Raw genomic sequence first — 15,772 nt, forward strand, 5'->3', positions numbered from 1 at the left:
TAACAAGATATACTCTTATTATGCATAATGTGTGGTGAACCAAATGGAGATTGCTGTAATATATCTTCGACAAAAAGAAAATGAAAGTGTAGAAAATTTTCTAATTAGTTCTGATAAATTTATTTTAAGTCTGAAGAAAAAATACATAGTTATTACGATTATTGCAGATTATTACAACGAAAATGGTCAACTATATAATTTTATTAATTCTACAAAAAAGAATCTAGATGTCCTTATCCTTGACCATTTATTAAATGATGAATTTGATATAAGGCTTATAAAAGAAGTAGCTCGAATGGAAAATTTCCGTGTGGATTTTATAAAACGTAATACTGATAATACTATATAAGATTTTTTATAAGGGGAATTATATTATGATGATCGATTTTAATAACAACTATCAAATTAAAAAATTTTTAAAACGCGACAAACATAAGCTATTGGAAGGCATGGTTGTTGAAGAGTTATTTAATCGGGATATAATCCAAAAACAAAAATGGGAAAATTGGTTTAGCAAAGGCTGGTGGGCAATTCAGGATCCTTTAGCTCGATTGCCATACTTACTATTTCATGTTTCCGAAAATTCCCCTACTGAATCTGACCTAGAGATTTATAGGTTGTTAATAGAAAAGAAATTTATCATTATACATGTAAAATTGATTAATAATAATCTGTTTTTCTTAGAAATAAATAATCAAATATTAAATTCTGGCATTAGAGATAATAATTATATCCATGAATATGTATTTTTAGCAAGCTATCGTTTGATAAAAAATAGAAAAGTACACTTAGCTGAAAAAGAATATAGAAATAGTTTACTACAAGATAGAACAATCATGTTTTTTGAACAAACTACTGTACTAAAGGAAGTGGCCTTACAAAGATATTTCGCAAACTATTTCTTAACAGTGAACTTTACTGGATATCCTATTAATCTAGATGGATTTATTATCTTTTCTGACTACGGGTTATCTGTATTAGAAGTGAAATTTAAATATCCTGATAGTAATAATAATTATGGTATAAATAAAGGACAGGCACAATTGTTTACATGGTTCCTAGAAAATAATATCAATATTGCTCATTACATTGCGCAAAATCCAAGTGGTAGTAAAGAGATTGGCATATTTGAAGTTCTTGCCTCGCAAGAATTAAAATCAAATTTTTGTTGGGAATATCATATTCTAAATATAGAAGAATTAAATAAAGAAGATTCAACAGCACCTAAGGAAACTAGTATTGGAGGAAATAAAAAAGTTAGATTTAAATCTATCCCTGCAAATAAATTTATCAAATTAGATCAGTTTCCAGTTTCATATGATTTAGATTTAGCTGAGCTTCCAAAGAAAACTTGCCCTATCTGTGACTCAGATTTAGTAGCAAGGAATGGGAAATATGGCTATTTTATGGGTTGTACAAATTATAAGAATCATCAATAATTCATTAATACAACACTAAAAGGACGCTTTTAAAGCGTCCTTTTTTTAATTTATTGACATTAAGTCACTAGCATACATAAAACCTACACTCTTTTCGATTGCATCTACCATATTCTTGGCAATTGCTTCAACTACCGGAACTGACACCGAATTTCCGAACTGTCGATACGCTTGGGTATCTGATACTGGAATCACAAATTTTTTTGGAAAACCTTGTAGACGTGCACATTCTTTTGGAGTTAACTTTCTTGGATTCTTATTAGGACCTTGATCAATCAGAATCTCACTTCCATCCTTATAGTATCTAGCACTGATTGTATTAGTATATGGACTTTCTTCATTAAATAATGAAAAACCAAATCCATTCCCCTTCTTTTTATGCTTTTCCTTCCTTCTCAAGTGCCCTTGGTACAATCGATCGGAAATAGTATATTTTTCATCCACTTCATCTTCCAATATATCTCCAACTCTTGTAGGCTCATAAGTTGGATCAGGAAATTTAAAAGGTATCAATTCTCCACCTAACGGATTGTAAAAACCAACTATATATATCCGCTCTCTATTTTGCGGTACGCCAAAATCAGCAGCTCTAAGTACTTTGTAATCAACCGTATAATTTAAATCTTCTCTTAAAACTCTTAGAATTGTTTCTAATGTTTTTCCTTTATCATGACCTTTTAATTGCTTTACATTTTCTAATAAAAATGCCTGTGGCTTTCTTTCTTTTAAAATGCGTGCAATATCAAAGAAAAGAGTACCTCTAGTGTCATCAAATCCCTTCTTTAATCCAGCTTGAGAAAAAGGCTGACAAGGGAATCCACCTAAAAGTATATTATGCTCAGGTATCTGGTGAGCTGGGATCTGAGTAATATCACCAAAAGGTTCTTCTCCAAAATTCATCTTATATGTCTTTACTGCAAATTTATCCCACTCTGAAGCAAAAACAGAAAGTCCACCTTGTTTTTGGAATGCCAACCTGATTCCACCAATTCCTGCAAAGAGGTCAATCATTGTGAATTTAGGATTTTCCGGAGAAGGAAAACGTGGTTCTTCTGGAAATTCTAAGATTGCTTTTAATTCTAATTTGGAAGGAAAAGATTCACCATTCTCCCATCTTCTTAATGTCCGGTCACCATTTTTTCCTAAACCTAATGCATCAGCAAATTCTTTTTGGGTCAATCCTAGTCTCTCTCTTTTAGCCTTTATTTTTACTGTGTTCATTTTGCGTCTCCTTTAGGTCATTTTGTCCTGTATATGACACAAATTATATAGAACATTCATTCTCTTGTCTACTATTATGGTAGTTTCCAATATATTTGTACTTTTACTACTATATTATTTACAAACCAAAAACTACTTTAAAATAACGATAATTAGTTTTTTATTTTTGTCTATTTTTTTCCAAATTAATCTTTCTTATATTTAATTTTTTATTAAGGTATCTAATAATTTAATTGGTCATATTTTATCTTTTTTTTCAATTAATTCTACATCATTCTTCATAGGATTAAAGTGAGCCATTCCATAATATTCTATTATTATATAATTATCTTTTGTTTATATATTTAATAGTGATAGATAGTTTCAGAGTCCATAACAAGTGTTATCAATAAAACGACTTTCATATCATTTCGCATTACTTTCAAAAATGGTATTCGCAATATCTTTTATAATTTACAAAGTCTTTTCTTTTAGTGTAGGAAAATTTCTTCTCTGAGTTTTTCCTGTTCTTGTTGGTTTAATACTCATTTAGGATATTTCCATTTTTTGCTTGATAAACTAAATTGTAAAGGTACCATATCTAATTAACTATGGTACCTTTTGTCAGTAATAATTAAAATGGAACAGCTTGTGAATCGCCATAAATATACGCTAAAAGATCAATGTCATATTCAGAATAACTAGATTCTAGTTTGTTTCCATCCCACCGGTTAGTGAAGACTTCACTTACTAATATGTCCATTCCACCTTCTGCATATTCTTCGAGATTCTTTCTTGCTACTCTTCGGAATTCAGGATCATCAAATTGTTCAATGTTTTTGCCTTGTATAGGATCTGCTAGTAAAATCGAGTAAATGGTTGCTCTTTGGCTGGAATTAAAGTAGTTGGAACGAAATTCTCTACCTTGGCTATTTAAAGGCATTTTATTATCGTTTTTAAAGCCAATGCTTGCACAAATTAGAAATAGTTCGTGATATTTAATATTAAACTTATTATTAAAATGAATGTAAATTTCCTGATATTTCTCGCTCGTATACATTAGCATTTGATTCATTAGAAAGTCCATCATTTACCCCCTAGTCGCCATTGCTTCACTAATGTCTAGTTCTACAATCTTTGAATAACCAGTTTTGATTTGCTCCAGTTTATACCATTTTCCCAGTTTACCTGTTGCTTTAAATTCCAATTCTTCTGTTCTTGATAGCTCGGTATCGGTTAATAACAAAATCCATTGAGATGAAAGCTTAGGTATATTATGAATCAGCTGATCACGATTTGTTCCACTAATTCTTCCGAATGGTGTATCCATAAATAGCGGGAATGTAATATCAGCTGTACTACCGGCAGCTACTTTTGCTAATGAAGTAATAAACGAAAGCGCAACCACTTGTCTTTGGCCCTGTGAAATATCTTGTGTGATATTAACTTGATCCCAGCCCATGATCTCAATTTCATATTTATCATTAATATCAACCTTGCTAATTAAGTCTTTGTCCTTTTTATCTATAAGAACTTTAAAGATTTCCGTGGTTTCTTCAGTCAATCGATGACGCATCTCATCACTGTATTCCTCAAAGACACGTTCAAATTGGTCCTTTAGATCTTGGATAGTATGAAGTACCTTAGCATCCACCTTTAGACTTTCTTCATGTCGAAGTAACCTGTTAAATTCTTTTTCCTTTGCATTTTTTTCTTTTTCTTTTTCTATAATTTGATCTTTCATTTTCGCAATATCAATTCGTAATTCTTCAAGATAACGTCTCTTATCATTTAAAGTTGTTTCCAGATGACTTAAATTCTCTTGTTCTTGCGCCTTTTCCGCAATTTCTGTTTGATATTCATCAAGCTGCCTATCAATCTGTGTAATGTTATTCTTGATTTCTCTTAATTCCTTCATATTCTTTTCAATCGAGTGAATAATCTCATCTTCATCGATCTGATAATCATGAATATTATTAGTAATAATAGAAATTAATGGTGTTAAGTTTGAACGCTTAAAGTTGTTTTTAAGATAATCTACTTGTCTTTTATGCTCAGGATTTTCCATTAGGTTTGTTCCACAGCATGCACAAACCATATCCCGCAACGATTTTTCTATGACCTCATACGGAATTAAATCCTTTTGATCTACAAGGACTTGATCAAGATACATTTTTACCGATTGAAAACTATCCCTCATAACAATACTAGAACCGTTCAAAAGCAATGAGTTACGCATCTCATCCTTTTTGGCCAAGAATAGTTTTTGCTCATAGGTTTTTTTCTCTTTGACATCACTTAATTTTTCTTGAATCTTTCTGACATCCTCATTTTCTGATAACTTAGTTTCAATTCTTTTAATTTCATCTGAACAGGCATGTAAATTGTCTTCTTTTAAAGAAATTTTTTCTTCAAGATCGTTCATTTGTTTAAATAAATCTTCGATTTCATTTTGTTTTTGACTTAATCCTAAACTCTTTGAATCCTGAGATAGTCTTCTTTTTTCCGAATTATATAAATTACCTAACAGCTTAATAACCCTTTCTAATTTATCAATGTGAAGTAACTTTACAATACCATTCTTTACTTCTTCTTTTACACTTTTATCTGTCTTTGTTAAAGTTTCAATTTTTTCTGCATCAAAAAGGAAGAAGTCTTTAATACTTTCATGAAGAATTTCATTTACAATGCTATCTATTTCAACTTCATCTGTAATCGGCTCAGGACTATAGTTTCCAAATTTATCAGTAATGTATAATTCTAAATTGTTTATTCTTTCTTTGATAACATCCTCATTTTTAAATCCAATAATACTTCTCCGAAGGTCATAAGACTTCCCATATGAATCAAATTGAAGTTGAACCTCTGCTTCTACCGGTATCCCATTAGCCTCTTCTAATGCAATAAAATTAACAAGATGAATGTCATCATTTTTATTATCTTGTTCGATATATTGACTGCCATATAGTCCAAACATCAATGCACGAAAAATACCAGTTTTCCCTTTTCCGTTTTCACCAAAGATAATCGTGATATTTTGATTTCCACTTGCAAATTCAATTTCCTGCGTTTTATAAAATTGCCGGAAGTTCGTCACCCTAATTTTCTTTAATCTCATTTCTCCATTTCCTCCAAGACAATTTCTTTAATTTCTTGTTTTATTCGGTCTTCAACTTGAGAATTGGATAGATCGCCTCGATCAATATCTTTCATCAGATAATGTGCGAGCTTTGATAAATTCTCTGGAAATTCATTTATTTTTTGTACTAATTCTTTATTCGTTTTCATTGTTTCCCTCCATTATCTGAAACTCATTATAGACTTCCCAAGGAAGTTTATCCATTAAGTATTCAAGATGATAGGGTTTTAAGTACTTCCCTATAGTTTCTCTAGCTGCGTAGTTATTTATTGCATATTGGGTGAATTCAGCAAAACGCGGTAGTTCTTTTGAAGCAATTGATTTAAACATTGTTTCATTCGAATTATTTGGAAAAACAATAAAATCATAGATGTTTGCTATATTCTTATTAGGATGTGTACGTAAAATTCTTCCCCGTCGTTGTACAAACTCTCTTGGATTTGATGTACTTGCCAAAAAATAGGCTTCACGGGTACTCGGTACATCCACCCCTTCATCTAAACATTTAATGGCAACAAGAATTTGGATAGAGCCTCTATCGAAAGCTTCTAATATTTTCATTCGATTCTTTAGAGAAACTTCTGAATTAAAACGGTGAACACGATAATCCAATTCCGAAAGTTTTTTTGTAATTAGATCTACTTCTCCCGGTGCACAATAAATTAACGTATGGGATACTTGTTCACGATTCTTTTCCTTAAGGATAGAAAAGAGCAAATCTTTTTTAGATTCTGCTTTACTAATTATCAAACTCCGCTTTCTGTTCACTTCGCTGATTTCCTCTTTATTTGCCTTCTCGTCACCATATAAATGAATAAGTTTTTTTGTCAACTGCTCATACCTTTGAATTTCATCCTCATTTAAATGAGTTACAATTGGTTGATAGGTGTATTCTGTTAGTGCCCCGTTTAGAATAGCAGTCTTCATATCATATTCATAAATAACCGGACCAAAAAATGATTGGAGATAATTAGTTCCTATCTCATCCCACCATCTTTGAGGAGTGGCAGAAAGTCCTATTTTCGCATCCATTACATACAATCTATTGCTTCTCAAACTTTTCACACCGAAATAATGACATTCATCTGCAATTAAAAAGCTGTTTTTTTTGATTTTTGATATTAAATCATTAAACTCAATGGATGCTGCTGTTTTATATGTGGTGATCACGACATGCTTTTCAATTATCCCAAGATTAAAATCTCGTATATCTGATTGAAGCGTATTAGTCCATTCTTTTTTACTACCAAAACACTTCGTAAATTGAGAATACCCTAACATCTCACAGTTTTCGAGCCACTGTTCGGCTAAATGAGTAAAGGGAACAATCACTACTAAAAAAATTCTTTTTCGCTCTCGTAAAAATTCATTTGAAATCAGAAGGCTGGTAATTGTTTTCCCTGTTCCAGTTGCCATTTCTAATATCCCGTGCCAGTTATTGTTTTTAACAGCGTGTATTGCTTGTTCTTGATAGGCCCTTGGTTTCACCACTTTTTTTGTCCTGGTCATCGTAGATTTTAATCCTTTCCTATAGGTGGATAGTTGATCTTTAATGATATTAGGGATTTCAATCACAGATAGTCCTGGTGTCGAATCATCCCATAAGCTTTCAAAGTCATTAACCATGTCCTCTATTCTTTCATGATCATGTTCTTTAAAAAATACATCGATTTTTTCAAAATTATCACGAATCCCACCAGCTGTTTCATTTGCAGAGCCTGAGAAAGCTATCTTATTTCCAAAAGGATCATAGAAAATGCCAAACTTCTCATGATACAAGCTATTATTTTTTGTAAAGGCGATTTTTATTTGTAGTTTATCTTTATAAATTAACCAAGCTAGCAAGTTAAACGCATCGTTTTCAATAGATAGCTTATTCAATTGAAATGGTCTGAGCAAAGATTCAACAATCACATCTTCTTTTGCCTTATAGCCAAATTCAATAGCATCCACGTCTTCTTTTGTTAAATAAGGATTGGCAATAATTCGAATCAATCCCTCTCTCTTTAAAAAGACATCCAACCCATCAGCAAGAATCGATAAACTATTACTCGTAAAATAGCCAACAGCTCGATCATATTGAATTGCTTTCTCAAGACACCCTTTATAAAAATCCGAAAATATTTGGTCATGTGCAGAGCGATATTTATATTTTAAATTTAAATCCAAAAATGACATGTTCCCACCTACTTTAGTTTTACCATTCCAATTTCATCTACTTTTATCAAGGTTCCATCATTTTTAATTTCGTAAGGAAGAACCTTTTCATAAATGGAATCCCTTTTTCTCAATATTCCTTTATTGGCTAGAAAATCATAAACATCTGATTCATGAAGATTTCCCTGATATTCATGGAATAAAATGAAATGAACTAATTCTTCAAAGCTTTTAATTTTACTTTTTTCACTAACAATGATGATCATATCGTATCGATAGTCTTGATAGATTTTCTGAATTTGGCGATAACCATTTTTGATAAGTACACTCTTCATTGAAAAGGGATTCCAACGAAAATCAACAGATGGTAGCACAGTTCTATAGCCTTCAAGTAGGTTTAATGAGAGATATGCTTTATCTTTCATTTGAGTTTCAATGTATTGTGTTAATGCTTCTATAGCATCTTCGGATATTTGGAATTTACTTGTAGGATAATACAAACCAAGATCAATCTCTGTAAAAAGATCCTTCTCCACAATACTTGTTATTAGGATGGAAACCATTAACTCTTTATATCCATGCTTCATGATAAATGCCTGTATCTCGCTTCTTGTAGCTTCATTCTTAAAGTGATGGACGAGAACCTCTTCAAAATTAGTAAATTTACTACCTTCATAATATAAAAAGTTTAAGTGACCTTTTATAAAAGGATAAAGAGACTTTACTAACGAAGCAATTTTTTGGTTATGATCAATGCCATTTTTTTGGATAAAAGGAGCAAGCTTCCGATTAAACAGCATATTTTCAAATAGAATACTTGACGTTGTGTAACCTTTTTCGAAACAGGATTCTATTAATTTATTTAATTCTTCCCTTTCTTCATCAGTTATTAAAAGGTGACTAAAAAGTTTAACCGTATTTTTTCCCCAAGGTAGGATTTGTTTTGACTTAGAAATACCTAAATCAATTTTATACCTTTGCCAATTTAATTGTTTTTCGATCTCATCTTTAGTAGTTGTACCTCCAAGATTTTCAATAGTCATCACAAGTCTTTCCTCAATAGCTAACTTTTCACTAGAATCACGGTAAATATTTAATGTATTCCCTTTACCAACAATAAACTCATCTTCTAGAAAGTATTTAATAAGCGAATATAGATGTAATTTAGAGCTAATATGGTAGTTTTCCATCACATGTTGAAGTCCTAAATAGATCTCTTCCACGTTAACTACTTCTATTTCATTGAAGCGGTCTTTTATATATGTTGAAATACTATCAATAAGGGATGGTTCGATTGATTCTGGGTCAAACCATTCGAATGTATTTTTTTCTACAAGTAAAACATGTTTGGAATCTCTAAGCCTTGCATCAACAGTTCTGTCCGAATCACTAAGCTGATAATCAAAATGTTCCAGAGCCAATTGTCGAAGATGATTAATGCCTGCTTCATCTAGCTTTAATGGTCCACTTATGTAATATTTAAAAATGAAGTCCAAAACATGTGTCATCCGTAATTTATATCTAGAATAAAATTTTCCATAGTGGATCAAACCATAACTTTCAAAGATTGTTTCAAAATTTATTTGACTGTCAAAATTTAAAAATTCATGTATTCGGCTTTGGTATTCGGAAAGTTTAAAAATATCAGGGAGATCCTCTAAAAAATCATTTATCTTTTCTACAAATTCATTTTTTTCTTCCATATTAAAAAAGAAAGAATCAATATCAGGGAGATAATTCATCATATTCGGATGAAATTTCAATAGGGCTATTATATCAGAGTGCTCCTCTCCTAAAAGTTCAAGTAAAACTGTCGAGAAGATAAATTTTTTATTTGGATACATAAGAGATAAAATTAAAGGTAATTGTTTTGATTCAAGGTAGTTCTTAAATTTTGAAACGAATTTCTTTTCAATCTGTCTTGCCCTTTCCCTTGTTACACCAATTGCTTCACCCATTTCCTCTAATGTTTTTTCTTCTACAAAACGATTTTGAATAATGAGCTGATCTCTTGCTGTCATTTTATTTTTTTTAAAGTTTGAAAAAATCTCTCTTGGTTGCATTAATTTCTGAAGTTTTTGATACAATTCATAAAGTTTAAGATCGCTATTGGCTTTAATTTCAGATATTGGTTTTCCTTCTATTTCATACATTTTAATTGCAGGTAATCCACTGCCCACTCCATCAATGTTAACCATTGAAAAGATATCAGGCAGTTCATGTTCTTTAATATATGGAAAAATGTATCCTGCAGAAAAAACACTGCTTGCATTTTCCTTTGTTTCTTTATCGAACTCTTCTAAAGCCTCTATAACTTGATCTATCCTCTTCTTTCCTACACCAGTTAATTGGCTAAAGTCTACAATATGTTCCCAAGTAATATCACCAATGGTTTTAATCTTATTTTGTTTGCAGTGATTCATCCATTTTACGTATTTCCTCTCATAAAAAACATCTTTAACTGGAACATATAAGGCAAATGAATTAAAATCTGGTAGCGAATTATTTCTAGACGGAAGTTCTTCAAGTGATAATACTTTATCTGCATTATCTGCATTTTTATATTGGTCTAATACTTCTATTACCTTATTAAATTTGTATGTCCCTATTCCTCTCATTTCTTTAAATTGATTCAAATGTTCTTCCCTTATATCGTTGAGATCTTCCAGATTTTTCTGTTTGCAAAATCTTTTAAATGATCTATAGATATTATCTCTAAATACCCATTCAATCGGAACTGAGGCAACGTTCTCTTCATTTGAATGATTTACGGAATCCGTTGAATAGTTTGATGAATGTTGGATCTTTAATGGAGGAATAACTGATTTTTCATTTCCTCCTTCGTTATGCTGGATCTCAAACCCCGCCAATCGAAATTCATTTTCTAATTCGATAAGATTAAGAGAAGCATTAAAATACTGGAACCCTTTAAGTGGGATATGATTAAAGAATAAATCATTTTCAACCATAAATCGTTGAGCAAACCCTGAAAGTCCGTATTGTTGAAAATTAATATCCAGAAACATATTATTATTTTCAATAACACTAATATAAGAAGAAAAATCAGGATTAATAGTTGGTAAAATATTATTAGTCTTTTTTGATATAAACTGGAACCCCCTTAAACTGAGTTCATCTACAATTTTAAAAAACAATTCTCTATCTTTAATATATACATTTCTAATTTCGTTTAGAGGGATTTTTCGTTCAATTATTTCAACATCTCTAAAAAAAACATTTAAATATTGACTGTGAATGTCTTGTACATTATCGATATAAGAAGGGATTAAAATATATTCATTCATTAATATCTCCTCAAAATAGTGATTTAAAAACTAATTCCTTAACACAACCTTATAACTCTATCATTCCAGTTCAAACTGTATGAGGTCAACCTGTTTTAGATGATTTTTACAATTTTTTTATACCACCGACAATCATAATTAATTTTTGATATCTCCCTATCTAAAGCTATTTATCTTCAAATTGACACATTAGTAACTCACATCAGTAAGCAATTCATAGGTAAATTATACTATAAGAACGAAATAATTTGTGTACTATATTCCGAATTATATTTTTATTTTTCATCCCTTAATGGTTATGAAATGAAAGTAAAAAACTTTATTCATACACTTTTTCCTTGTTATCGAACTTATAATCAAAAGTATTTTTAACAATTGTAATGCATTATAAACTACCTCCAGACTTTCGATTAAAATTAAAATCAACATATGCGTAATTTTACAGACTTTATATGGATTTAACTGTTTCTTGTAATGTAAATTTTTTTGGCTTTTCATATCAAAGAAGTCAACAAGAAAACAAACGAGTATTTGCTATTAAGGTTTAATTTATAGCATATATATATAATCTAATTAAGTTATGATACTTGTTTTAAACCACATGTTATTTGACACTTAAGCACATACACTAATTATTAACTCACTTAACAATTTACACCTCATCATCTATTCTCATATATCTAATACGACTTTCATCATCAGGCGATAGACCAACACACTTAATTACCCCCTACAATCTATACCTATTGAATCCGAGATTATCATTATTTTTTGCAAGGACTGCTCTTTTACGATCTAGATTGATTTCATCTATATATGTGTTCTTTCTGTTTTCAACATTTCTCGATCTTAATGTGATTCGTCAATATATGACCAGTATTCTGATTTGTAGTTAATTCAACCAATAGCTGCTGGTTTAGTAGCTCCATCAATTATAATTGATAGTTTTGGATACCATAATCACGTGTTATCTATTATTCTAAAACAACTTTTTTGATATCTTTTCGCATTCATACCAAAGATGGTATTTGAAATATCCTTAAAGCTTATGTACTCGTAAATGGATAAATAATCTTGCTGTTTCATTATTTGTAACTCTTCTTCATACATAATCCACTTTTTAGACTCTTCTATAATGTATAGTTCCATTTTATTCATAAAAAAATCTTGCAATGTTACTATAGATTAATATTACATCTGCTAAAATAATTAAAAAATGAAAAAGGACTTATTAGTTCTACTTTCTCCCCTTCATTCCAATTACTTTAACGTTGGATTTTATCACATAAAACAGTTATAAAAGTATTTTCAGAACAATTTGTCATAATTTATCTAAAAATGTTAATTTCCTTTGAATAGAGCAATTCATAAGTTATATAATAAGGTGATGAAATTAATAGTTTTCTAGCATTTTATAAAGATAAGTATAATTAGAAATGCTGTATCTACGAGCATGTCCTTCCTGAATTGAAGAGTATTACTGTAGGGAAAGAGATTTGTATATTACATTTTGCAACGTGTGATAGAACGGACTTTTCATATGATGGAAATGATAAAAGTTTAGTGTTCTAATTGTATAAGTAGAATACATAAAGCATTAGGAGAGTTATCCCTTGTTAAATGTCCTCATGGCAAATAAAAATACAGAAAAGGCTGTTAATTATAATTTGGCGCGGTAATTGGATAGCAGAAGGAGTCAATCACAAGCCCGAACATATTACTCATCATTCATGAGGGGGGGCGTACTAATAAATTTGAAGTGCACACCAAGAAATGGCTAGTATTTTATAGTACATACGGTAAAGGGTCCCCTCTTGGCTTGTGGGTTTTGCAATATATACAATATGTTTTTGACAGATCCATCTTAAATAATGAAACAAAAAGCGTTACTTTTCTATTTTTTCTTACTATATGATTAAGTAATAAAGATAGTTTTCAACGCAAACGAAGGTATGACTTTACTCGGGTTATTAAACAAAACTTATTTTTATTAGTAAAATATCTATTAAAAGTAAATGAAAGGTATTGAAAAAAATGAAATTTTTGGTACATCCTGTAGGTTTTATCGTTCCTTCAAAACCGGTTTCTCAGCTTTACCTTGTGGAAGATAACTGGAATGATTGGTTTACCTATAAGACGATGTATACACTTTACTATGTAGATGAAGATAGTGAAAAACACCTTATAGGAAGTGTTAAAATAGGTCAGCTTGATATGGATAAAGAAATGATGAGGCCTGACATTCCGAGTGATTTTGAGAAACTTAGTGATGATTACTTTTCTCTGGGGCAAGATGTTAGCTATTACTCAAATCTGCACTCATTGGGTGATGATACTCGACACAATATTTTAGACGCACTAAATGATATAGCCTTAAAACCTACAGTTTATGAGAAAGCAAGGTACTATGATGTTACAGTCAATTCCTTGATGCGTAACGTTCGTCACACATCTGTTACAGGACAATACCGGAGGTTAGCTAATGGTAACGCAAAACTCACAAATTACAAATTCACATATACTGGACCTAATATTCGAGGTGTGGAACGTGTCAATTTATCATTCGAGGTCAACCCAAGGTCAAATCCACCTACTAACATACATGTACTTATAGGAAGAAATGCTGTAGGCAAAACACATATGATTAATAATATGATTAACTCACTAATTGACCAAAATTCATCTGAAGATAAAGCCGGCTTCTTTTCTACAGTATCAGATGAAATTAGTAAAGAAGATCTTTTTGCAAATGTTGTTTCTGTTTCTTTTAGTGCGTTTGACCAAACAGAACCACTACCGGAGCGAAGAGGAAACTCTGATGGTATCCCTTATTCATATGTCGGTTTAAAAAAGATTAAAAAGAAAAATCAAAAAGAACTTCCTCCTAAGAGCCCTGAAAACTTAAAACAAGAGTTTGCAAGTAGCCTTCACGCTATAAAAAGTAGTTCCAAAACAACCAGATGGTTACGTGCTATCGAAATGTTAACTGCAGATCCTATTTTTAAAGAAGCTGACGTCGCCAGTATTCTTCGTCCACTCGAAAATGATAATATAATTGATGAATCAAAGGATAAACAAACAACTGATGTTTTTGATAGAGAATCGGATGACGATATACTTCTCAAGCAAAGAGCGCAACATTTTTTCCACCGATTGAGCTCAGGACATAAGATTGTTTTACTTACACTAACTCGGTTAGTAGAGACTGTAGAAGAGCGTACTCTTGTACTGTTGGACGAGCCAGAAGCACATCTTCATCCACCATTATTATCTGCCTTTACTCGAGCTTTATCTGATCTGCTAATAAGTAGGAATGCAGTTGCTATTATCGCTACCCATTCACCGGTTATTTTACAGGAAGTGCCCCGCAGTTGTGTATGGAAACTTAGGAGATCAGGTACTACCCTTCAGTACAGTCGTACTGAAATAGAAACCTTTGGGGAAAATATAGGAGCCTTAACAAGGGAAATTTTTGAACTAGAAGTTACGTATTCCGGTTTCTACAAAATGCTGAAAGATGCTGTGGATAAAATTGGTGACTACAACAGGATTCTTGAGCACTTTAATAATGAACTTGGAAGGGAAGCGCGAGGTATTGTTCGGGCCCTATTAGCTTCAAAAAATAGGGAGGACGAATAAAATGCGCACTCTTCCAAGACCAACCTTCTCAGCTGGTGATGTATATCAAACCTCCATTAGTAGAGTTAGAGATAGTGCACTTAAAAAACGTTTAGAGAACTGTTTGTCAGAGGTAGTTCAAGATTCTTTAGATTACGAAATTAAAGCAAGCAATGCTCAACTACATCTATTTCCAAAGAAATCTGTAGTAAATGGTAATGTTTCCAAATTAGAAATGGAGAAAATCTATACGCGTAGAATGGTTCCAAAAAACTCGCCTGGTAGGACATATTACGAGAAATTAAGGTATCCTCTGGGTAATGACAAGTGCCCTTTTTGTGGGCAACGCCCCTCTAGTACACTTGATCATTATTTAGCTAAAAGTGATTATCCATCTTTAGTGGTTTCTCCTGTTAATTTAGTTCCTGCGTGTAAGGATTGTAATTTCATAAAGAGCAATTCTTTTCCAACTAAAAGTGAGGAAGAGACATTACACCCATATTTTGACAACATTGATGATCAACAATGGTTATATGGTCGTGTTAACAAAACTAATCCTCCTTCTATTAGTTATTATATTGAGGCTCCTACAAACGCTTCACCTATACTCGCAGAACGTGTTAAATATCATTTTCAACAATACGAACTAGGTGACCTATATGCCTCTGAAGCAGCAAGTGAATTATCAGATATAGCTTTTTTAATGGATAAAATTCTAAGAGATGCCGGTCCCCAGGCTGTAAAAAAACATCTAGAGGATATTGCTGAAAGTTGTGCTAAAAACAATAAGAATTCTTGGAAAACAGCACTGTACCAAGCGCTTGCTTTAGATTCATGGTATTGTACAATTGGAGCTCTATTATAATAGTTCTATAAAAATCTATACAGTTCATAATTAAAAAGTTTGGCTTTAA

At 31.5% G+C, this 15,772-nt stretch carries 11 protein-coding genes; 4 read left to right on the forward strand and 7 right to left on the reverse strand.

The features are described 5' to 3' along the window. The first annotated feature begins 43 nt into the window (after positions 1–43). Positions 44–349 (forward strand): hypothetical protein, encoded by a 306-nt coding sequence (locus tag ACFPM4_RS14650; RefSeq protein WP_382353154.1) that lies wholly within the window; start codon positions 44–46, stop codon positions 347–349. Between the two features lie 25 nt (positions 350–374). Continuing rightward, the gene (locus ACFPM4_RS14655; protein ID WP_382353157.1) at positions 375–1,439 is read left to right on the forward strand and encodes a topoisomerase DNA-binding C4 zinc finger domain-containing protein; all 1,065 of its coding nucleotides are present in this window, start codon (positions 375–377) and stop codon (positions 1,437–1,439) included. 45 nt (positions 1,440–1,484) lie between these two features. On the opposite strand, the gene dcm is transcribed toward ACFPM4_RS14655, so the two are convergent. The 7 genes from dcm to ACFPM4_RS14690 form a co-directional block, all read right to left on the reverse strand. Beyond that, positions 1,485–2,660, reverse strand: coding sequence for a DNA (cytosine-5-)-methyltransferase (dcm, locus tag ACFPM4_RS14660; RefSeq protein WP_382353160.1), 1,176 nt, complete (start codon positions 2,658–2,660; stop codon positions 1,485–1,487). 613 nt (positions 2,661–3,273) lie between these two features. Continuing rightward, positions 3,274–3,726 carry a hypothetical protein gene (locus tag ACFPM4_RS14665; protein WP_382353163.1) on the reverse strand — a complete coding sequence of 151 codons (453 nt, stop codon included), beginning with the start codon at positions 3,724–3,726 and terminating at the stop codon, positions 3,274–3,276. 3 nt (positions 3,727–3,729) lie between these two features. Continuing rightward, entirely contained in the window at positions 3,730–5,757 is a 2,028-nt protein-coding gene (locus ACFPM4_RS14670) for an AAA family ATPase (protein WP_382353166.1), read from the reverse strand. Next, positions 5,754–5,927 (reverse strand): hypothetical protein, encoded by a 174-nt coding sequence (locus ACFPM4_RS14675; RefSeq protein ID WP_382353168.1) that lies wholly within the window; start codon positions 5,925–5,927, stop codon positions 5,754–5,756. The genes ACFPM4_RS14670 and ACFPM4_RS14675 overlap by 4 nt, the downstream gene beginning before the upstream one ends. Further along, positions 5,914–7,947: a DEAD/DEAH box helicase family protein gene (locus tag ACFPM4_RS14680; protein ID WP_382353171.1), complete on the reverse strand. Its 2,034-nt coding sequence runs from the start codon at positions 7,945–7,947 to the stop codon at positions 5,914–5,916. Before ACFPM4_RS14680 ends, ACFPM4_RS14675 begins: the two co-directional genes overlap by 14 nt. Before the next feature lie 17 nt (positions 7,948–7,964). Beyond that, complete coding sequence (locus ACFPM4_RS14685; protein ID WP_382353174.1) at positions 7,965–11,240, reverse strand: sigma factor-like helix-turn-helix DNA-binding protein; 3,276 nt, start codon at positions 11,238–11,240, stop codon at positions 7,965–7,967. Positions 11,241–12,200: 960 nt separating this feature from the next. Next, positions 12,201–12,398, reverse strand: coding sequence for a hypothetical protein (locus ACFPM4_RS14690; RefSeq protein WP_382353177.1), 198 nt, complete (start codon positions 12,396–12,398; stop codon positions 12,201–12,203). An 876-nt stretch (positions 12,399–13,274) separates the two neighbouring features. Here ACFPM4_RS14690 and ACFPM4_RS14695 point away from each other — a divergent pair. Together ACFPM4_RS14695 and ACFPM4_RS14700 are read left to right on the forward strand one after the other, a co-directional pair. After that, positions 13,275–14,879, forward strand: coding sequence for an AAA family ATPase (locus ACFPM4_RS14695; RefSeq protein ID WP_382353180.1), 1,605 nt, complete (start codon positions 13,275–13,277; stop codon positions 14,877–14,879). Between the two features lies 1 nt (position 14,880). Further along, entirely contained in the window at positions 14,881–15,723 is an 843-nt protein-coding gene (locus ACFPM4_RS14700) for an HNH endonuclease (protein ID WP_382353183.1), read from the forward strand. Positions 15,724–15,772: the final 49 nt, after the last annotated feature.

The organism is Lederbergia graminis, assembly GCF_042655485.1.
GTDB classification, from domain to species: Bacteria; Bacillota; Bacilli; order Bacillales; family Bacillaceae_C; genus Lederbergia; species Lederbergia graminis.